This window comes from Acidovorax sp. K2F (genome assembly GCF_025246485.1).
GTDB lineage: Bacteria > Pseudomonadota > Gammaproteobacteria > Burkholderiales > Burkholderiaceae_C > Acidovorax > Acidovorax delafieldii.
On sequence record NZ_JAOBSQ010000032.1, the window covers coordinates 22035 to 42805 of the forward strand.

Consider the following 20771-nt stretch of genomic DNA (forward strand, 5'->3'; position numbering starts at 1 on the left):
CATAAATTACCCAAACGCACCAGATGATTCCCTCAAGCTCCCGCCATTCCGTCGCCTTCAAGCTGTCCTTGACGGCTTTGCTCAGTCTGTTGGCGGTTTTGTTGGCCACGATGGGCATCGTCAGTACCCTGCTCTGGAAAGACTTCGGTCGCCTCGCGCGTGGTGATGCCATGCAATACGCCGCCCAGGTACGCACTTTGGTCCAGACCTTTGATGAAACGGCGCAAGAGCAGGCCAAGCGCGACTTCACCCTGTTCAAGGCGAATTTCCCAGGTCAATTCACCGTCGCAGAGTCGCCTGGGGCCGATGGAAAGCCCGAGGCGGTGCTGTCTTTCCAGGGGGCCTCCGTCAACGGCGACTTTGAAGTTGTGGACCGATTCTCCAAGGACAGCACGGGAGCAGTGGCCACGATTTTCGCGCGCACCGGCGACGATTTCATTCGTGTGACCACATCCCTCAAAAAGCAGGATGGTGAGCGTGCTTACAAGACCCTGCTGGACCGTAAGCACCCGGCCTATGCCCTCATGAATGAGGGCAAAACCTATATCGGCCGGGCCAGCCTGTTTGGCCGTGAGTACATGACCGTGTATGAGCCCATCCGCGACGGGACTCGCACCATCGGCATCCTGTTCATTGGCTCCGACATGGGTGCCATTCTGGGCAAGCTCGACACCGTGATGGCGGGACAAAAATTGTTTACCTCGGGTGCTGTGTATGCCGTCAATCTCTCATCAGGCCCCGCACGGGGCAGTGTTTTCGGGTTGCCCGGCGCTGGCAAGTCCCTGAAGTTGGATGACAAGGACGACAACGCCAAGGCTTGGCTGGCGTCGTTGGCTGCGGTCCAGTCCTCTGGCGATCTGGAGTCCGGTTGGTCGCCCCGTCGCAGCGGTGAGAGTGATACCGCCACCCGCTACGTGGCGGTTGAGCACTACAAACCCTGGAGCTGGGCCATCGTTGCCGAGGCACCTTTGACAGAAATGATGAGTGAGGCGCGCGGCGTGCTCACCTGGCTTTGGCTGGGTGTGGCGGTGGCACTCGCGTTGCTCACTGTGGTGCTGTTGGTGGCTACGCGCAGGCTGGTGGGTGCCCCCGTGCAGCAGCTAAGCACTGCCCTTGGCTATCTGGCGCTGGGGGATCTCACGCACGCGGTGTCCGTCCGGTCACGCGATGAAATCGGCTCTCTGGCCCAGGCCATGGAAGGCTTTCGCGTCCGGTTGGTGGAAAGTTTGGGCACGGTGCGTACCAGTGCCGACAGCGTATCTGCTGCCAGTACGGAGATTGCACAGGGCAACCAGGACCTGTCAGGCCGTACCGAAAGTCAAGCCAGTGCGTTGGAGCAGACGGCGGCCAGCATGGAGCAACTGGGCGCCACCATACGCCACAACGCCGACAGCGCAAGCCAAGCCAACCAACTGGCCGTGGGGGCTAGCCGGGTTGCCCAGCAGGGTGGTGAGGTGGTGTCCAAAGTGGTCCGCACGATGCAGGACATCAACAACAGCAGCCAGAGGATCGCCGACATCATTGGTGTGATCGACGGCATTGCCTTTCAGACCAACATCCTGGCGCTCAACGCGGCGGTCGAGGCGGCACGAGCGGGTGAACAAGGTCGCGGCTTCGCGGTGGTGGCCGCCGAGGTGCGCAACCTGGCCCAGCGCACGGCAGCCGAAGCCAAGGCCATCAAGGAGCTGATTGGCGCCAGCAGCGCCATGGTGCAACAGGGCTCGGTGCTGGCCGATCAGGCGGGCACCACGATGCAGGAAGTCGTCAGCTCTATCCAGCGCGTGGCCGACATGGTCTCTGAAATCAGCGCGGCCAGTAACGAGCAGACCGCCGGAGTTGGCCAGGTGGGTGAGGCTGTCACACAGCTCGACCAGACCACGCAGCAGAACGCGGCGCTGGTGGAGGAAATGGCTGCGGCTGCCAGCAGCCTGCGCACGCAGGCGCAGCAGATGGTTGAGGCCATTGCGCGGTTCAATCTGGGCCAGGACGCGACAACGGCGCGTATGCCTGTGTCCGCATCGGACCGTGCTGTGCCAAAGCTCGGCGGCTAGAGAGCACCGACAGAAAGACATCAGCCCATGAAAAAACCTGCCAGGCATTGCTGCCTGGCAGGTTTTATTGATTTGGAGCGGGTGAAGGGAATCGAACCCTCGTATGAAGCTTGGGAAGCTGCCGTTCTACCATTGAACTACACCCGCGACGCTCCGGATTATAGGCAGCATCCGCCAGCCGTCTGGCAAGCGCTTTGTGCAAGCGTGCAAAACGCATATCCATAGCCGAACATGTTGGTTGGGTGTGATCGCGTCGGGCTCTAAATTCCTTCCACCTGCTGCACTGCGCAGGCACTTCAAAGAAAAGGAAAGGATGCCAATGACAACCCAACGCACTCTCTCATCGCAATGGTCTGGGCGCCGCTGGATGCGCGCCTCCTTGGCATCCTGCATGGCGTTGTTCGGTGGAACTTTGCTCGCTGCCAACCCCATCCCCGCTGGCCCTCTGGTCACCACCGAATGGCTGGCGCAGAACCTGGACAACCAGCAGGTGCGCATTGTGGAGGTGAGCGTGAACCCCGGCCTGTACGAGCGCGGCCATGTGCCGGGTGCGGTCAACTTCTCGTGGCACCAGGACCTGAACGACCGGGTGCGCCGTGACATCGTGAGCAAGGAGGCGTTTGAGGCCCTGTTGTCCAAGGCGGGCGTGTCTCAAGACACCACGGTGGTGCTGTACGGCGACACCAACAACTGGTTTGCTGCCTGGGGCGCGTGGGTGTTTGACATCTATGGTGTCAAGAACGTGAAGCTGCTCGACGGCGGCCGCAAGAAGTGGGAGGCTGAGAACCAGCCGCTGAACAACCGCGTGCCCGAGTTTGCAACCACCAGCTACCGGGTGGCCAAGGTGAACACCGACCTGCGGGCCCGCCTGACTGATGCATTGGCTGCGGCAGAGGGCAGGAGCAATGCAAAGCTGGTGGACATCCGGTCGGCCGACGAATATGCGGGCAAGATTTTTGCCCCGGCCGGTGTGCCCGAGCTGAGCATCCGTGCTGGCCACATCCCCGGCGCGGCTAACGTGCCCTGGGGCCAGGCGGTCAAGGAGGATGGCACCTTCAAGTCCGCCGAGGACCTCAAAAAGCTCTACGCCAGCGCGGGCGTGGATGGCAGCAAGCCCATCATCACCTACTGCCGCATTGGCGAACGCTCCAGCCACACCTGGTTTGCGCTTTCCAAGATCCTGGGCTACAGCGTCAAGAACTATGACGGTTCGTGGACGGAATACGGCAATGCGGTGGGCGTGCCCATCACCAACCCGGCGGGCACCATCTGGGCCGCGAAGTGAATGGGCTGACCGACAGAACCTTTTGGGAAGAAGGTGCAATGCAAAACAAAGAGATCTTTTGAGTTTTGGTAGGGGGTCTCCTTTACAGCCCGCCTGGTGCGGGCTTTTTTTATGGGTGCGGTGCAATGACATACAAGATCAATTTCTCTGGCGCAGGAGCCCTGGCGTCGCTTGCAGCGCTGGTGGCATTGGGTTGGGCGGCCCAGGCGGTTCAGGGCTTGCCAGGCGGGCGCACGCTCGCTTTTGCTTTGGTCACGGGCGCGGTGCTGGGGCTCGTGCTGCAGCGCTCGCGCTTTTGCTTTTACTGCCACGCGCGCGACTGGTTTGAAGACCGCAATCCGCGCGGGCTGCTGGCCATTGTGCTGGCGCTGGCGGTGGGGGTGGTGGGCTACACCGTGGTGCTGGGTAGCTGGTTGCCAGTGCCCCAGCCGGGGTAAGCTGCCGCCCGACATGCACATCGGCCCCGTGAGCTGGGTGCTGGTAGCGGCTGGGCTGTCGTTTGGCATCGGCATGGTGGTGTCGGGCTCGTGCATCAGCGCGCACTGGTACCGGCTGGCCGAGGGGGGCACGGTATCGCCGTTCGCGCTGGCCGGGTCGGCACTGGGCTTCATCCTGGGTTTCAAGACCTGGAACCCCTTGTACAGCCTGAGTGTGGCCGATGCGCCCGTGGTCTGGCTGCCTGCCCACCTGGGGTATGGCGGCGCCTTGCTGGTGCAACTGGGCGGGTTGGCCCTGGTGGCTGCCTGGCTTTGGCGTGGCTTTGCGCAGGAGGCCGCGGCATCATCAGGGCCGGGTGCAGTCCCTGCCGTACCAGGACTGCGTGCCGTGTGGCGCAACCTGTGGACCGGGCGCTGGCACTACTGGGTAGGCGGGTTGGTCGTGGGGCTGATTGGCGCATTTGCCATCGTGCGCATGCGACCCCTTGGCGTGACAGCCACGCTGGGCAGCGCCGCACGCCAGTGGGCACAAGGGCAGGGCTGGATTCCCGACCGGCTCGATGGGCTCGATGGATTTGCGGGTTGCGCTACCGTGCCGCAGGCTACCTGGTTTACCCCCAATGCCGCGCTGTTGGTGGGTCTGGTGGCGGGAGCGTTCGTGGCAGCCACGGTCAGCCGCCAGTTTGTGCCGCGCTGGCCTACGTGGCGCGATGCTGTACGGGGCCTGTCGGGTGGCGTGTTTCTGGGCTGGGGGGCGATGACCGGGCTGGGCTGCACCGTTGGCACGCTGCTGTCCGGCGGCATGGCGGACGCGCTGTCGGGTTGGGTGTTTGGTGCCGCGGTGTTCTCCGCAGTGTGGGCCGGCCTGCGCGTGAAGGCGATGTTGCGTCGCTGACGAGACCCCAAATTTTGAAGCTTCTTTGGCTGCTAGCGCTTATAAATTAAGCGCTAGCAGCTATCAAAAGCATATCAACGGGAAGCCGTTCTGGCGCTGGTCACTTCTGAATGTCGCCCAGGCACAGGTATTTGATCTCCACATAGTCGTCCATGCCGTAGTGCGAGCCCTCGCGGCCCAGGCCCGACTGCTTGACGCCGCCAAAGGGTACGTGCTCTGTGGCCAGAATGCCCACATTGGCACCGACCATCCCGTATTCCAGCGCCTCGGTCACGCGGAAGATGCGACCCACGTCGCGGCTGTAGAAGTAGCTGGCCAGGCCGAACTCGGTGTTGTTGGCTGCGTCGATGGCTTCCTGCTCGGTCTTGAACTTGAACACGGGCGCAAACGGGCCAAAGGTTTCTTCGCGGGCACACAGCATGTCGGCCGATGCATTGGCCACCACCGTGGGCTCGAAGAACAGCCCGGAGCCCAGACTCTTGAGCCGCTGGCCGCCAGCCACCACCTGTCCGCCCTTGGCCAGCGCGTCGTCCACGTGGCGCTGCACCTTGGCCAGAGCCGCTTCCTCGATCAGCGGGCCCTGGTTCACACCGGCTTCAAAGCCATTGCCCACCTTGGCCGTCTTGACCTTGGCGGCGAACTTGGCCACGAACTCGTCGTACACGCCTTCCTGCACGTAAAAGCGGTTGGTGCATACGCAGGTCTGGCCCGCGTTGCGGTACTTGCTGGCAAAGGCGCCTTCCACGGCGCTGTCGATGTCGGCATCGTCGAACACGATGAAGGGCGCATTGCCGCCCAGCTCCAGCGACATCTTCTTGACCGTGGGGGCCGATTGCGCCATCAGGATGCGGCCTACTTCGGTGCTGCCTGTGAAGCTGATGTGGCGCACCACGTCGCTCGCACACAGCACCTTGCCGATGGCAATGGAGTTGTCGCTGTCGGCGGGCAGGATGTTGAACACACCGGCCGGAATGCCCGCGCGGATGGCCAGCTCGGCGGCGGCCAGGGCGGTGAGTGGTGTCAGCTCGGCCGGCTTGATGACCACGGGGCAGCCCGCAGCCAGCGCAGGCGCGACCTTGCGGGTGATCATGGCCAGCGGGAAGTTCCATGGCGTGATGGCCGCGCACACGCCGATGGGTTGCTTGAGCACCAGCAGGCGGCGGTTGTTGTCAAACTGGGGCAGGGTCTCGCCGTTGATGCGCTTGGCCTCTTCGGCAAACCATTCCACAAAGCTCGCGCCGTAGGCGACCTCGCCCTTGGCTTCTGGCAGGGGCTTGCCCTGTTCGGCGGTCATGATGCGGCCCAGGTCGTCCTGGTGGGCCATGAGCAGGTCAAACCACTTGCGCAGGATGATGCTGCGCTCTTTGGCGGTCTTGGTCTTCCAAGGGCCCCAGGCGGCGTTGGCGGCGGCAATGGCGGCCTCGGCATCCTGCGGGCCCAGATTGGCCACGTCGGCCAGCTTCCGTCCCGTGGCTGGGTCGTTCACGTCAAAGCGGCTGCTGCCCGCCACCCACTGGCCGTTGATGAGGCCGTCAGTCTTGAGCAGCGTGGGGTCGTTCAGCAGTGTGAGGGGAGATGTCTTCATGTCCATGGGAATACTTCCGGGAGAGGTGACGAAACAGAGGGCGAGCAGAAAAGAGAAGGGGAGCAGAGCGGGTAGCCAACGACCCGCGTACATCTAGCCAAAGGCTAGCATGGGCGGGGCTGCGCAATGCGTCGCCAAAGTGGCACCGGCAACAGGGGCATGGGTGGGGATGCGTGCGCTGGTGAACACGGCCTGCGCCATCATGCGCGTCGGCCCCGCAGCCACTCCAGCGCCAGCAAGAGGCTGGTGGTGAAGAGGATGAGCAGTGTGGCCACGGCGGCAATGGTGGGCGAAATGTTCTCGCGGATGCCGTTGAACATCTGGCGCGGCAGCGTGGACTGGTCGGCCCCGGCCAGGAAAAGGGTGACCACCACTTCATCAAAGGAGGTGGCAAACGCAAACAGCGCGCCGGAGATCACGCCCGGCGCAATCACCGGCAGCGTCACGCGGAAGAAAGTGTTGAGCGGTGTCTCACCCAGGCTCAGCGAGGCGCGCACCAGGTTGTGGTTGAAGCCCGCCAGCGTGGCCAGCACGGTGGTCAGCACAAAGGGTGCGCCCAGGGCTGCGTGCACGATGATGAGGCCGAAGTAGCTGTCTGCCAGGCCCAGCGGTGCGAAGTACAGGTAGGTGGCCACGCCCACCACGATGATGGGCACCACCATGGGGGCAATCAGGATGCCCATGAGCAGTCCCTTGAACCGGAAGTCCGCCCGCGACAGGCCCACGGCGGCCAGGGTGCCTAGCACAGTGGCAATCAGCGTGGCTGCGGGCGCCACGATGAAGCTGTTGCGCGTGGCACGGGCCCATTCGGCCGACTCGAACAGGTTGCGGTACCACTTGAGCGACCAGCCGTGGATGGGGTAGGCGAGGAACGAGCTTTCGGAGAATGACAGCGGCACCATCACCAGGATGGGGGCCAGCAGGAACACCAGCACGGACACGCACAGTGCGCGCACCGCCCACCAGCCGAGCTTGTCGGCCAACGTGGCGTATAGGGGGAATTGGGGCAGGCGAAACATGGTCAGCGACTTTCAGCTTTGGAGGGAGTGATCAGCCCAGACTCAATTCGGCTTTGCCAATGCGGCGGTACACGCCGTACAGCAGCAGCGTGGCAGCCAGCAGCAGGGCACCCAGCGCGCAGGCCATGCCCCAGTTCACTTCCACATTGGTGTAGCGGGCGATGTAGTAGCTCAGCATCTGGTCATCGGCTCCGCCCAGCAGTGCGGGCGTGACGTAGTAGCCAATGGCCAGGATGAACACCAGCAGGGCACCCGCGCCAATGCCGGGGTAGGTTTGCGGCACATACACCCGAAAAAACGCGGCAATCGGCGAGCTGCCCAGCGACACCGCCGCACGCAGGTAGGTGGGCGGCACGCTCTTCATCACGCTGTACAGCGGCAGGATCATGAACGGCAGCAGGATGTGCACCATGGCAATCACCACGCCCGTGCGGTTGAACAGCAGCGCCAGTGGCTGTTCGATCAGGCCCAGGCCCATGAGGCCCCGGTTGACCAGGCCTTCGGATTGCAGCAGCACGATCCAGGCGGCCACACGCACCAGGATCGAGGTCCAGAAAGGCACCAGCACCAGGATCATCAGCACGTTGGCCGAACGCGCAGGCAATGAGGCCAGCCACCAGGCCAGCGGGTAGCCCACCAGCAGGCACACCAGTGTGACCACCAGGCTGATGTGGAACGTGCGCAGCAGGATGCCGCCGAAGGCGCGCTGCTCCTCGGGCATGCGCTCGACCTGGCCCAGTGCGTCGCGCTGCAGGTCCACCGATGCAAGCAGGTAGTCGGGCGTCCAGCGGGCGCCGTTCTTGGCTATGGCGCGCCAGAAGGGTGCCTCGCCCCAGCGGGGGTCGGCGCCCAGCAGGCGCTCCCTGATGGCGTCGGCAGAACCTTCAAAAGGCAGGTCGCGGTAGGCCCCCATCACCATGGAGCGTGCGCCGGGCACCTCGGAGTTGAGTCGGCGCGCCAGGGCGCCAGCGTCCGAACGGTCGGGCAGGCGGGCGAGATCGCCCACCAGCGCGGCGTAGGCCGCTGCCGGTGGTGCGTCGCGCCGGTCCCAGCCGTCCAGGGCTCGCATGGTGCCGGGCAGCGCGTTGGCCACTTCGGGGTTCTCCACCGCACGCTGCAGCAGCGCGGCAATGGGCACCAGCAGCGTGAGCAGCAGAAACACCAGCAAGGGCAGCGTGAGGCTGAACGCCCGCCATTTGCGCCGCACTTCGGCGCGGGCCAGGGCTTTGCGCAGCGCGCCGGGGGCGTGGCTGTCCTGTGCGCGGTGCGGGGCCATATCAGGGGCGTTCATGGCGATCACGCCGGAGTGGGCTTGCATGGTGGTGGGCTCTGTCTGCTGCTGGTGTGGGCTCATGGCTCAGGCGGGCGGGCGCAGGCTTACTGCGTGGCCCAGGCGGCAAAGCGCTTTTCCAGCGCCTCGCCCTGGTCTGCCCAGAAGCCCACGCTGAACTGCAGGGCCTCCTTGGAGTTGGTGGCCGAGGTGGGCAGGTCGTCCAGCACCTTCTTGTCGAGCGACGCCAGGGCCTTGGTGTTGGCCGGGCCATAGGCAATGTTCTGTGCATAGGCTGCTTGCTGTGGGGTCTGCATCGTGAAGGCGATGAACTTCACAGCAGCATCCTTGTTGGGTGTGCCCTTGGGGATGGCCCAGTAGTCCAGGTCGTAGATGCCGCCGGGCCAGTAGATCTTGAGGTTGCGGCCTTCGCGGTTGGCGGCGTCGATGCGGCCGTTGAACACCGTGGTCAGGGTCACATCGCCTGCGACCAGGAACTGTGGCGCCTGGGCACCGGCCTCCCACCACTGGATGTTGGGCTTGAGTTCGGTCAGCTTCTTGAACGCGCGGTCGGCGCCGTCCTTGGTGGCCAGCACCTTGTACACGTCGGCGGGCTTCACGCCATCGGCCAGCAGCGCAAATTCGAGGTTGTAGCGCGCGCCCTTGCGCATGCCGCGCTTGCCCGGGATCTTCTTGGTGTCCCAGAAGTCAGCCCAGCTGGTGGGTGGGGTCTTGAGCTTGTCGCCGTTGTAGGCCATGACGGTGGACCACACGAAGATGCCCACAGCGCACTCGTTCACCGCAGCGGGCAGCAGGTCGGCCTTGGGCACGATCTTGCTGTAGTCCAGCTTTTCGTACAGGCCTTCATCGCAGCCGCGCGCGGCGTCGGGCGATTCCACCTCGACCACGTCCCAGGTCACCTTCTTGGCCTCGACCATGGCCTTGACCTTGGCCTGCTCGCCGTTGTACTCCACGGCCACGATCTTGTTGCCGGCCTTTTCGTAGGGCTCGTAGAAGGCCTTCTTTTGTGCATTGGCGTTGGCACCGCCGAAGTTGACGACGGTGAGTTGCTGCTGCGCCAGGCTGGGCAGGGCCAGGCAGGCAGACAGGGCAGCGCAGGCGATCAGGCTCTTGTTTTTCATGGTGCGGTTTCCTAGGGGTTGAGGGAAGGGGACGGGGAACAAAAAATGCGGTTCAGTGAACGGTGGGCGGGGCGTAGATGCGCACGGACTCCGTGGGGAACTCCAGCAGCACCGCATCGCCAGGTTCGGGGTGCGGGTTGGCGTCTGCGCGGGTCAGCGGCAGCTTGACGGTGGCCTGCGCCTGGCCGGCGCCGATGTCGCACATCAGGCGCAGGTGGTCGCCGTAATAGATGGCACGGGCCACCGTGGCGCGCAGGGCGGGGGCCTGGGGCGCGGCGCTGGCAGCATGCAGCGCAATGCGCTCGGGGCGGATGCAGGCCTCGGCCAGGGCGCCGGGTGCCAGGTGGTTCACGTTGAGGCCGGGCAGGCGCTGGCCGTCAGGCAACTGCAGTGCCCACGCCGTACCACTGCCTTGCAGCGTACCGGTGATGACCGTGCTGTCGCCCACAAAACCCGCCACAAAGCGGTTGGACGGGGTCTCGTACAGTGACTCCACATCGGCCAACTGCTGAATGACACCTTCGTTGAACACCGCCACGCGGTCGCTCATGGTCAGGGCTTCGCCCTGGTCATGGGTCACGTACACAAAGGTCACACCCAGCTGGCGGTGCAGCTCTTTCAGCTCGATCTGCATGTGTTCGCGCAGCTGTTTGTCCAGTGCGCCCAGGGGCTCGTCCATCAGCACCAGCTGGGGGTTGAACACCAGGGCGCGGGCCAGCGCCACGCGCTGCTGCTGGCCGCCCGACAGGCGTGCGGGCAGGCGGTCGGCCATGCCCGACAGGCGGACCATGTCCAGCGCCTTCTTCACGCGTTCGGCCTGCTCGGCCTTGGGCACCTTGCGCACGGTGAGCGGGTAGGCCACGTTCTGCCCCACGGTGAGGTGCGGGAACAGCGCGTAGTTCTGGAACACCATGCCAAAGTTGCGCTTGTGTGGCGGCGTGCGCGTGATCTGCTTGCCATCGAGCAGGATGTCGCCCGCCGTGGGCGACTCGAAGCCGGCCAGCATCATCAGCGTGGTGGTCTTGCCAGAGCCCGAAGGTCCCAGCAGGCTCAGGAACTCGCCGCGCTGGATGTCCAGGTCCAGCGCACGCACCACAAGCTGTTCGCCGTCGTAGGTTTTTTGCACGCCGCTGAAGCGGACCAGGGGTTCTGCGTGGTTCATGGTGGTGGGGGCAATCAAGGGAGAAGGGATTCAGCCCACAGCCGCGAAGCTGTCGGCCAGGATGGCCAGGCCTTCGTGCAGCAGTTCGTCCGATGCAGTCAGGGGCACCAGGATGCGGATCACGTTGCCGTAAGTGCCGCAGGACAGCAGGATGAGCCCGCGCCGCGCGGCTTCGGCCACGACCTTTTTGGTCAGTGCGGCGTCGGGGCGGTGTACATCGCCGTTTTCAAACAGCTCGATCGCCACCATGGCACCCAGGCCGCGCACGTCGCCGATGGCGGGTACTTTGGCGGCCATTGCTTTCAGGGCACTGACCAGCAGCGCGCCCATGTCCTGGCTGCGGGCCAGCAGGTTTTCCTGCTCGAACGCATCGATCACCGCCAGGGCTGCCGCGCAGGCCACCGGGCTGCCCGCATAGGTGCCGCCCAGGCCGCCAGCTGCAGGCGCGTCGATGACGTCAGCGCGGCCCACCACGCCCGACAGGGGGAAACCGCCCGCCAGCGACTTGGCGGTAGTGATGAGGTCGGGGGCCACCGGCCATTGTTCGCAGGCGAACCACGTGCCCGTGCGGCCCGCGCCGGTCTGCACTTCGTCGGCAATCAGCAGGATGCCGTACCGGTCTGCGAGGGCCTTGAGGCCGGTGATGAACTCGGGCGGGGCCACATAGAAGCCGCCTTCGCCCTGCACGGGCTCGACGATGAAGGCGGCCACGCGCTCGGGCTCGATGTCGTTCTTGAAGATCAGCTCCACCGAATGCAGGGCCTGCTCCACGCTCACGCCATGCAGTGCGTTGGGGAACAGCGCGTGGTAAGTCTCACCCGGGAACGGACCAAAACCCACCTTGTACGGAACGACCTTGCCGGTGAGGCCCAGCGTGAGGTTGGTGCGGCCGTGGTAGCCGCCCGTGAAGGCGATCACGCCAGGGCGCTTGGTGTAGGCGCGGGCGATCTTGATGGCGTTTTCCACAGCCTCGGCGCCGGTGGTGAGCAGCAGGCTCTTTTTGGCAAACGCGCCGGGGGCCAGCGTGTTCAGGCGCTCGCACACTTCCACGTACGGTTCGTACGCCACTACCTGAAAGCAGGTGTGGGTGTACAGGTCCAGCTGGGCCTTGACGGCGGCGATCACGCCAGCGTGCAGGTGGCCGGTGTTGAGCACCGCGATGCCACCGGCAAAGTCGATGAAGCGGCGGCCCTCCACATCCCACAGCTCGGCGTTGCGTGCCTTGTGGATGAAGAGTTCATGGGCCTGGCCCACGCCCCGGGCCACGGCGGCGTGGCGGCGGGTGAGGAGGGCGGCGTTGGTGAAATGGCGGTCTTGCTGCATGGTGTGGGCGGTGGCTGTGAAGGACAAAAAAGGGAATGAAAACCAGGAATGGGGCGAATTCTGGAATCCACGCCACGGCCCGTCCATGTACAGCGCAGCGCTGTTTGGCGCGCACTGTGCAGGTCTAGAATCCTGTACAGGCAATCCCTGATTTGGTGTGCGCCAACCCAGTGCACAATTCGCCCCCTTTTTTGCTCCCCTGATGCTCACTCTCAGCCCCGACCTCCAGACACCTCTGGTCAGCCAGATCGTCGATGGTCTGCGGGGGCTCATCGCCGGGCAGGTGCTCAAACCCGGCAGCAAACTCCCGTCCATCCGCGCTTTTGCCGCTGCGCACGGCGTGAGCGTGTTCACCGTGGTCGAGGCCTACGACCGCCTGGTGGCGCAGGGCTGGCTGGTGTCGCGGGCCAATGCGGGCTTTTTTGTGAAGCGGCGGGGCGACGAGGGCGCTGCGCCCGGCACTGGTGCGCCCGAGCGGGCCGTGCCCCGTTTTGATGCGCGCTGGTACCTCAAACAAATTTTTGAAAACCGCAACCTGCCCATGAAACCGGGCTGCGGCTGGCTGCCGCACGACTGGCTGTTTGGCGATGCGGTCAAACGCAGCATGCGCCAGCTGTCGTCCGACGGGCCCGAACTGGACGGCTATGGCCTGCCCCACGGCCACATGGCGCTGCGCATGGTGGTGGCCGAGTCGCTGGCCGAACACCATCTGGCGGTGGACGCCGACCAGGTGCTACTCACGCAGGGCTCCAGCCAGGCGCTGGATCTGGTGGCGCGTCGCCTCGTCAAGCCTGGCGATGTGGTGCTGGTGGACGACCCCGGCTACCCCAACTTGCTGTTCATGCTGCGCTTTGCGGGAGCACAAGTGGTGGGTGTGCCGCGCACCGCCACCGGCTACGACCTACCGGCGCTAGAGGCCCTGCTGGCCGAGCGCCAGCCCACGGTGTTCTTCACGCAGCCGCGCCTGCAAAGCCCCACCTGCTCGGTGGCATCGGTGGCGCACCTGCACCGGCTGCTGCAATTGGCCGAGCAGCACAACTTCATGCTGGTGGAGAACGACATCTACGCCGACATGGACCCCGGTGTGCGTCCCTCGCTGGCCAGCCTGGACCAGCTCAACCGTGTGATCTACCTGGGCAGTTTCTCCAAGACGATTTCGCCCAACCTGCGCACCGGCTTTCTGGCGGCGCGGCGCGATCTGCTCGATGAGCTGGTGCAGCTCAAGATGATCTCGGGCCTGACCTCGTCAGAGATCACCGAGCGCATCACCTTTGGCGTGGTGACCGACGGGCGCTGGCGCAAGCACCTCAAGTCGCTGCGCGAGCGGCTGGCCGAGGCGCACCGCACGGTGGGGCGGCGCTTTCTGAACCTGGGGTTCGAGCTGTTTCACGAGCCCGAGGCGGGCATGTACCTGTGGGCCCGGCACCCCGACCTGCCTGACAGTGCCGAGCTGTCGAAAGAGGCCACCGGTGCGGGCATCATGCTCGGGCCGGGTCAGCTGTTTCTGGTGGAGCCCCGGCCTACGGGCTGGCTGCGGTTTAACGTGGCGTTCAGCCAGGACGAGCGGATGTGGCGCTTTCTGGAGCAGCGCATCGAGATGGGCCAGCAGGTGGCGGAACAGGGCAGTTCCCTGGCCTGAGCACGCGGTTTGAAGCATTTTTGGGCGGATGCGCTAGTGCAATATGCCTGGATTGCTATCAAATAGATAGTGATTGACACAACTGTCCGTGGCCCGGGGGGCTGGTCCATAGGGACCCTCTGCACGAATCACCGCGTCGTGTGCATCAGCGGGCTCGGGCGGTCTGCAGCGTTGCAAATACTCGCAATAGCTACGGCTATTGCTGCGTTTTGCGCCTTGCAGCCCCTCCCGCTCCGCTGCGCTCACTTGGCCAGCGAGATTCGTGCAGAGGGTCCTTAGCGGTCGATGATGCGCCGCGCAAAGCGCTCCAGGTACTCCATCAGCTGCTCCGCGCCCGCCACAGCCTGGGCCTCGTCGCCACTGGCAATGCCCTGCGCCAGTTGCATGTGCGCGCGGGCACCCTCTGACACCTCGCCTTCGTGCTGGTAGGCGTACCAGAAGCGGCGGCACTGCACGATGAGCGGTTGCACGCATTTGACGGCCGAGTGGTTCTGGCTGGCCTGGTGGGTGACGAGGTCCAGCTCATGGTCGGCCAGCATGTAGTCGTCGAGGTGGCCGCGCGCTGCGGCCTGCACCATGTTTTCCGCACACCGCACGATGGCCTGGCGCTGCGGCGCGGTGGCGCGGCGTGCGGCGTTGGAGGCCAGCAGGCGCTCCAGCACGCGGCGGGTCTGGATCACGTCCAGGTGGTCGGCCAGGTCGATGTGCGACACCAGCAGCCCGCGCCGGGGCTGCTGCACTATGAGCCCGATGGACACCATGCGCAGCAGCGCCTCGCGCACCGGAGTGCGGCCCAGGCCCGTGCTCTCGGCGATCTCGGCCTCCACCACGGGGCTGCCGGGCTGCAGCTGCAGCGTGGAGATCATGGTCTCGATGGCGTCGTAGGCCACGTCCGCCGCGCGCCGCTTGGGCGCGGGGTCTTGCTGGGGGGAGGGGCGGCGGAGTGTCATCGGGCGTGAAGGACGTTGCGGGAGGCCGCATCTTATGGGATGCGGCCCGGGTGACCCTTGCGGACTGTCAGAGGCTTGCGCCCGCCTTGCGCAGCTCGGCAATCTGCGGCGCCTTGGGCAGCCACAGCTTGTCGAACTCCTGGATGATGCCGTCGGGGTTGAACGACGATGCCGTCTTGAAGGCGATGGATGTGCCCTTGAACTTCTCGATCAGCCCGGCCTCGGTGGTCACGATGTCGTTGATCTGCGCATCCAGCGACTGGGCCACCAGCTTGCGGATGATGTCCTTGTCCTTGGCATCCAGCCCTTGCCAGATGCGGCCGGAGACCAGCGGCGCGAACGGCATGAACAGGGCGTTCATCTGCAGCAGGGCCTTGGCCACCTTGTCGAAGCGCTGGTTCCACGAGAACTCGATGTCCGCCTCCAGCCCGTCGACCTGGCCGTTGCTCATGGCGTCGAACACCTGGGGCGTGGGGATGGGCGTGGGCGCGGCGCCGAGCATTTGATAGAAGTCGCGGTACACGGGCGTGGGGTTGATGCGCAGCTTCATGCCCTTGATGTCGGTGGGCACGTTGATGTCCTTGGTGGAGAACACGGCGCGCATGCCGGTAATGCCCCAGCCCAGGCCAATGGTGCCGGTTTCGCGCGGCAGCACTTCGAGCAGCTTGGTGGCGGAGGGGTGTTTGACGAGTTTGGCCACGGCAGGCGTGGAGCGCACCAGGTAGGGCGCATTGATGGCTGCAATGCTGGACACGCGCGAGCCCAGCTCGGCCGCCTGGATCCAGCCCATGTCGAGCGCGCCGGACTGCAGCTGCTGCATCATCGCCGCCTCGTTGCCCAGCTGGCCCGAGTGGAAGACCGTGACGCTCAGGCGGCCATCGGTTTCCTTCTTCAGCGCCTCGCCAAACTGCACGGCAGCGCGGTTCCATGAGTGGCCTGCGGGCGTGATCAGGCCCAGGCGAAACTCCTTGGTGTCGGCGGCACGCACCAGGGCCGGAAAGCCCAGCCCCGTGACGGTGGCAGCGGCCACGGCGTGGCGCTCGATGAAATGGCGGCGGGTGACAGCGGGGGTGCGGGCGGGCTGAGTCGTCATGGTGAACTCCGTGTGAAAGAACTTTGGGAGGGGACGGGGGATTTGCTGGGCGGCGGTCTACTTGAGCAAACCGAGCGACAGGCTGGGGAACAGCGACAACATCACCAGCGCCACGCAGCTGATGATGAAAAACGGCAGCGTGACGATGAACATCTTTCCGGGCTTAGCCCCGGTGACGGCTGACGCGACAAAAAAGCTCAGGCCCACGGGTGGGGTCATCAGCCCCAGCACCAGGTTGACGACGATCACCACACCAAAATGGCGTGGGTCGATGTGATAGACCTCGGCGGCAATCGGCAGCAGGATGGGGGCGGTCATGATGAGACCGGGGATGCCGTCGATCACCGTGCCGATGACCAGCAGGATGACGTTGGTGAGCAGCAGGAAGGTGACCGGGTCGTGCGCCACGGTCTGCACCCAGGCGGCGACCATCTGAGGCACCTTGCCGTAGATCAGCAACCACGAGAACACGGCCGCTGCCGCCACCAGAAACAGCACGATGGCGGAGTAAATGGCCGAGCGCAGCAGAATGGCGGGCATGGCGCTGAACCGGAACTCCTTGGTCACATAGCGACCCACCAGCGCCGATACCAGCGCGCCCACGGCGGCCGATTCGGTGGGGTTGGCCAGGCCACTCAGGATGGAGCCCACGATGATGATGGGGATCAGCAGCGTGGGGCTGGCCTGCACCACGGTGCGCGCGCGCTGGGCCAGCGTGCGCTTTTCGCTGCGCGGGTAGTTGTAGACAAAGCCCATGAGCGCGATCACGACAAAGAACAGCACGGTGAGCAGCACGCCGGGCAGGATGCCTGCAATCAGCATGTCGCCCACGGCCACCTGGGCCAGCACGCTGTAGACCACAAACATCACCGAGGGCGGGATGATGGGCCCCAGCATGCCGCCGTACACCGTGAGGCCGGCCGCAAAGGTCTTGTCGTAGCCCTGCTTTTCCATCTCGGGCACCATGACTTGCGACATGATGGCCACCTGCGCGGTGGCCGAGCCGATGATGGATGACACCAGCATGTTGGCCAGGATGTTCACGTAGGCCAGCCCCCCTTTGACGGAGCCGATGAAGGCCATGGACAGGTCCACCAGCCGCCGCGTGATGCCGCCGCTGTTCATGATCTCGCCGATCAGGATGAACAGCGGGATGGCGATGAGGCCATAGCTGTCCACCCCGCCGAACATCTGCATGGGGAACGACTGGAACAGCACCGGGCTGCCGATGCTGAGGATGTACACCGCGCCCGACAGGCACAGGCATACGCCGATGGGCACACCCACCATCAAGGCGGCGAGGAAGAACAGGGTGGTGATCATGGTCGGGCTCTGGTGGGTTTTGCGGGCGCAGGGGCGTTCAGTTCACGGCGTCGGCGTTGACTACGTCGAAGCCCGCGTGCTGCACACGCTCTGCGGCGCCCATGTCTTCGAGCAGGTTGGCCAGTGCATGCACGCTGAAGGTGGCCGAGAAGATCGGCAGGATCAGCTGCAGCACCCAGGTGGGCCAGTTCAGCGTCTGGGTGCGTTCGGTGTAGATGAAGTTGAAGCTCTCGGCCGCAAACTCCTTGGCGTCAAAGCCGTAGCGCGCAATGCCGATGGGGTCCATCCACACCCAGCACATCACCAGCATGGCCAGGCCAAACAGCAGCACGCCGGACGTGGCCACCACCTTGAATGCCTTGGCGCCCCGCGCGCCGAGGTGGTCGGTGAGCATGGTCACCGCAAAGTCCATGCGCAGCCGCGTCATGACCGAGGCGCCCACAAAGGTCAGCCAGACCACCGTGTAGACCGCCGCCTCGTCCACCCAGTAGATGGGCATGCCGGTGTAACGCGTGACCACGTTGAGCAGGATCAGCAGCACCAGCAACGTCATGAGGGCGGTGAGCAGATGCCGCTCCATGCGCAGAACCTGCGTGGACAACGCCAGCACCCAGCGGACGGGAGCGTGCGGCGCCGGAGAGTGCGGGGCGGGTGGACTGTTGGGGGTGGGCATGATGGGGTTCCTGGGGAGGAGGGCGCGGCAATGAAAGAAAAGCCTTGTGCTTTTTAATATTTAACAAATATATTTAAAAGCAAGATGGATGCCTGCTGGGTGCGGGTAAGCCCTGAAAGGAGAGACTGGGGAAAACGGCTGCGCGCCTGTCAGCCTGAGGGAGCTGCGGGCTCGCGCTGAGCGCTGGTGGTGGGCGCGGGCGTACAGGCGGCCAGCGTGCCAATGCGTGTGGGCGCCAGCAGATGCCGTGGGGCGGCAGGCGTCCAGCCAAAAAGGTGCTGTGCGGCAGCGCCGCAAATGCGGCCCTGGCACGCGCCCATGCCGCAGCGGGTGTGGAGCTTGGCATCGATCCAGCCGTTGCGATCGGCCAGTGCAGCGTAGGGCACGTCTTCGCAGCGGCACACCAGGGTGCCGGGCTGCGCCAGAGTTTTGAGTGCTTCGCTCAGTGGAAAAGAAGCCTGCAACGCCTGCGCAAAGCGCTCCCAGCGTGCCAGCTGGGGGCGCAGCGCCTGGGCCTGTTGCACCTGTCCCGCCGCAGCATGGCCTGCCATCGCGCCCTGAACCAGTGCACGTTCGCTGCCGCCAAAGCCGGTGGCTTCACCTGCAGCGAACACACCGGGCACGCTGGTGCGCATGTGGGCATCGACAGCCAGGCCCTGGCCACCGCTCAGCGGCCCGCCCAGTGCGCAGCCCAGCATCTGCCCCAGGTGGGTGTTGGGCACCAGCCCGAACCCGCAGGCCACGCGGTCGCAGGCCATGGTTTCTTCGGCGTGTTGGCCTTTGCGCAGCCTCACTGTTTGCACTTGCGTGGTGCCTTGGACTTCCAGCACATGGCTGCTGGCGCGCAACTGCGTGTGAAGCAGCGTGAGGGCTTGCAACGCCTTGGCAGGCCAGCGCGGCAGTTGCGCTGCAAAGCCAGCGAGCGCGCTCCACGGCGCCTGCTCCGCCATGCGCACTACGGTGGCACCCGCTTTGTTGGCGGTGGCGGCAGCGGCCAGCAGCAGAGGGCCTGTGCCTGCAATGACGATGCGCTGGCCACGCACGTCGAGCCCTGCCTTGATGAGGGCCTGCAAGGCGCCTGCACCCGTCACACCGGGCAACGTCCAGCCCGGGAAGGGCAGCAACAGCTCGCGGGCCCCGGTGCACAGCACGATGCGGTGGCTGTGCTGCGTCCAGCCCCGGTCTGCGTCTTCCAGCAGCAGGGCCGGGGCCTTGTCGCCGGGTTGGGAATCACCCAGGCCCGCCACGCGGGTGCCAGGCAGCAGGCGGATGTTGGTGTGCCGGGCCAGCGCCGCGCGGTGCTGTTGCGCCAGGGCGGGCAAGACCACCTGGGGGCCATCGCGCCAGATTTGCCCACCGGGCTGCGGGTTGTCGTCCACGATGGTGATCGCTGCCCCGCTGGGCGCGGCAGCGAGGGCAGCCGCCAAACCTGCAGGGCCTGCGCCGATGATGAGGATGTCGCAGCGCTCGTGCGCCGAGTGTTGCTCGGTCATGGGTGGGGTCACGGGCTGGTTCATGGCGTGGCGCTCCCGCGTGCTGTGCCGACATCGGTATGAATCGACATGCCCTCGGTGCAGACCGTCTGGCACGCCAGGCGGGTGCGGCCGTGGATGCGGACCCTGCATTCGTGGCACACCCCCATGCCACACAGCGGTGCCCGCGCCGCGCCGGTGACCGAGGTGCGTGTGGTGCCGGGTGTTTGCTGCGCCAGCGCGGCGGCGACGCTGGTCCCTGCGGGCACCTGGAGGGGCGTGCCATTCACCACGATGTGCACCAGGGCGGGTGTTCTGGATGGGGTCATGGTGTGCGCAGGCCCGCAAAGCGGGCAGGTGCATAGGGCGTGGGGTCGATCGCCGGGGTGCCCCCTGCGATCTGGGCCGCCAGCAACTGTGCGGTGGCCGGGGCGGTGGTCACCCCCAGTCCTTCATGTCCCACGGCCAGCCACAGGTGCGGGTGTTCGGGGTGCGCGCCAATCAGAGGCAGGCTGTCTGGCGTGGCGGCGCGAAAGCCGGTCCAGGTGCGGATGGCGTTGAGGTTGGCCAGGCCTGGCAGGTAGTCGAGTGCCCGTTGCAGCATGCGCGCCATCACGGCGTTGTTGACGGCGGGGTCGGTGGTGTCGAACTCGCGTGACGAGCCGATCAGCAACTGCCCTGTGGGCCGGGGCTGCACGTTGAAGGCTACCGAGGTACCGTCGCTGTGGTGCGCGCTGGTGATGTAGCCCAGCTCCACCAACTGGTGGTGCACGGTGCCCGGGTAGCGGTCGGTGATGACGAGGTGGCCCTTCTTGGGGCGCAGCGGCAGGCCGGGGCACAGCTGCGGGGCGTGGATGCCGCTGGCCAGCACGATGGCGCCTGCGCTGCGCTGGCTTCCGTCGCGCAGGGTGACGGTGTGGCCGTCGATCTGCATCGCTTCAGCCTGCTCCAACACAAGGTGTCCGTTGGCTGCGGCCTGGTCCAGCAGCCACTGGGCTGCGCGCGGGGCGTAGACCACGCTGTCCCCCTGCACCTTGAGCGCACCCGCCAGACCGGGGCGCAGTGAGGGTTCTGCGCGGGACAGGGCGGCCGCGTCGAGCATGTCGCAGGCGATTCCGTGTGCTTGCAGGGTGCTGCGTTTGTCATGGGCCGCCTGCAGCTCTGCATCGTTGGCGGCCAGCCAGAGCGTGCCGCAGGGCGTGAAAGCACAGCCCGCATCCATGTGGGGTGCCCAGGTGTGCCAGAGGTCCAGTGACGTCTGGCTCAGCGCCAGTTCGGCAGGGTTGTCATCCATCACCACCAGATGGCCCATGCCCGCCGCCGTGGCACCGCCGAGGCGCGCATCGATGACGCGGACCGACAGCCCGGCCGACACCAGCGCATGGGCGCAGGCGGCGCCCACGATGCCAGCGCCAATCACAAGGACATCGGTGTGTTGCATGGGGCGCGGGT

Annotated in this window: 16 protein-coding genes, 1 tRNA gene and 1 pseudogene; 4 read left to right on the top strand and 14 right to left on the bottom strand. The window is 65.5% G+C overall.

The annotated features are described in order from the left end of the window. The first annotated feature begins 110 nt into the window (after positions 1–110). The gene (locus N4G42_RS10755; RefSeq protein WP_313771906.1) at positions 111–2051 is read left to right on the top strand and encodes a Cache 3/Cache 2 fusion domain-containing protein; all 1941 of its coding nucleotides are present in this window, start codon (positions 111–113) and stop codon (positions 2049–2051) included. 73 nt (positions 2052–2124) lie between these two features. Here N4G42_RS10755 and N4G42_RS10760 read toward each other — a convergent pair. Continuing rightward, a tRNA-Gly gene (locus N4G42_RS10760) sits at positions 2125–2198 on the bottom strand. A 244-nt stretch (positions 2199–2442) separates the two neighbouring features. On the opposite strand from N4G42_RS10760, the gene N4G42_RS10765 reads away from it, so the two are divergent. Both N4G42_RS10765 and N4G42_RS10770 read left to right on the top strand, forming a co-directional pair. Beyond that, a complete protein-coding gene (locus N4G42_RS10765; protein WP_260667277.1) occupies positions 2443–3336 on the top strand; it encodes a sulfurtransferase in 894 nt (297 codons plus the stop codon). Between the two features lie 125 nt (positions 3337–3461). Continuing rightward, positions 3462–4668 (top strand): annotated as a pseudogene (locus N4G42_RS10770) (YeeE/YedE family protein). 100 nt (positions 4669–4768) lie between these two features. Here N4G42_RS10770 and N4G42_RS10775 read toward each other — a convergent pair. From N4G42_RS10775 to gabT, 6 genes are all read right to left on the bottom strand, one after another. Continuing rightward, positions 4769–6259, bottom strand: a complete 1491-nt coding sequence (locus N4G42_RS10775) for an NAD-dependent succinate-semialdehyde dehydrogenase (protein WP_313771907.1) — start codon at positions 6257–6259, stop codon at positions 4769–4771. Between the two features lie 194 nt (positions 6260–6453). Next, entirely contained in the window at positions 6454–7272 is an 819-nt protein-coding gene (locus N4G42_RS10780; protein ID WP_260667135.1) for an ABC transporter permease, read from the bottom strand. Positions 7273–7303: 31 nt separating this feature from the next. Next, entirely contained in the window at positions 7304–8548 is a 1245-nt protein-coding gene (locus N4G42_RS10785; RefSeq protein WP_116750417.1) for an ABC transporter permease, read from the bottom strand. A 101-nt stretch (positions 8549–8649) separates the two neighbouring features. Beyond that, positions 8650–9684 (bottom strand): ABC transporter substrate-binding protein, encoded by a 1035-nt coding sequence (locus tag N4G42_RS10790; protein ID WP_260667136.1) that lies wholly within the window; start codon positions 9682–9684, stop codon positions 8650–8652. A gap of 52 nt (positions 9685–9736) precedes the next feature. Beyond that, positions 9737–10846 (bottom strand): ABC transporter ATP-binding protein, encoded by a 1110-nt coding sequence (locus N4G42_RS10795; RefSeq protein WP_260667137.1) that lies wholly within the window; start codon positions 10844–10846, stop codon positions 9737–9739. A 30-nt stretch (positions 10847–10876) separates the two neighbouring features. Beyond that, positions 10877–12169 carry a 4-aminobutyrate--2-oxoglutarate transaminase gene (gene gabT, locus N4G42_RS10800; RefSeq protein ID WP_056063208.1) on the bottom strand — a complete coding sequence of 431 codons (1293 nt, stop codon included), beginning with the start codon at positions 12167–12169 and terminating at the stop codon, positions 10877–10879. A 202-nt stretch (positions 12170–12371) separates the two neighbouring features. Here gabT and N4G42_RS10805 point away from each other — a divergent pair, with 202 nt between their 5' ends. Next, positions 12372–13808, top strand: a complete 1437-nt coding sequence (locus N4G42_RS10805; protein ID WP_260667138.1) for a PLP-dependent aminotransferase family protein — start codon at positions 12372–12374, stop codon at positions 13806–13808. A gap of 275 nt (positions 13809–14083) precedes the next feature. Here the strand turns inward: N4G42_RS10805 and N4G42_RS10810 are convergent, their stop codons facing one another. The 7 genes from N4G42_RS10810 to N4G42_RS10840 form a co-directional block, all read right to left on the bottom strand. Beyond that, a complete protein-coding gene (locus N4G42_RS10810; protein WP_056744569.1) occupies positions 14084–14758 on the bottom strand; it encodes a GntR family transcriptional regulator in 675 nt (224 codons plus the stop codon). Between the two features lie 67 nt (positions 14759–14825). After that, the gene (locus tag N4G42_RS10815; RefSeq protein WP_260667139.1) at positions 14826–15851 is read right to left on the bottom strand and encodes a TRAP transporter substrate-binding protein; all 1026 of its coding nucleotides are present in this window, start codon (positions 15849–15851) and stop codon (positions 14826–14828) included. Positions 15852–15908: 57 nt separating this feature from the next. Further along, positions 15909–17174, bottom strand: coding sequence for a TRAP transporter large permease (locus N4G42_RS10820; protein ID WP_260667140.1), 1266 nt, complete (start codon positions 17172–17174; stop codon positions 15909–15911). A 37-nt stretch (positions 17175–17211) separates the two neighbouring features. Beyond that, positions 17212–17847 carry a TRAP transporter small permease gene (locus tag N4G42_RS10825; RefSeq protein ID WP_260667141.1) on the bottom strand — a complete coding sequence of 212 codons (636 nt, stop codon included), beginning with the start codon at positions 17845–17847 and terminating at the stop codon, positions 17212–17214. Between the two features lie 149 nt (positions 17848–17996). Next, positions 17997–19364, bottom strand: coding sequence for an FAD/NAD(P)-binding oxidoreductase (locus N4G42_RS10830; RefSeq protein WP_260667142.1), 1368 nt, complete (start codon positions 19362–19364; stop codon positions 17997–17999). Continuing rightward, entirely contained in the window at positions 19361–19621 is a 261-nt protein-coding gene (locus N4G42_RS10835; RefSeq protein ID WP_260667278.1) for a (2Fe-2S)-binding protein, read from the bottom strand. The genes N4G42_RS10830 and N4G42_RS10835 overlap by 4 nt, the downstream gene beginning before the upstream one ends. A 23-nt stretch (positions 19622–19644) precedes the next feature. Continuing rightward, on the bottom strand, positions 19645–20760 hold the full coding sequence (locus N4G42_RS10840) for an NAD(P)/FAD-dependent oxidoreductase (RefSeq protein WP_260667143.1): 1116 nt from the start codon (positions 20758–20760) through the stop codon (positions 19645–19647). Positions 20761–20771 lie beyond the last annotated feature (11 nt).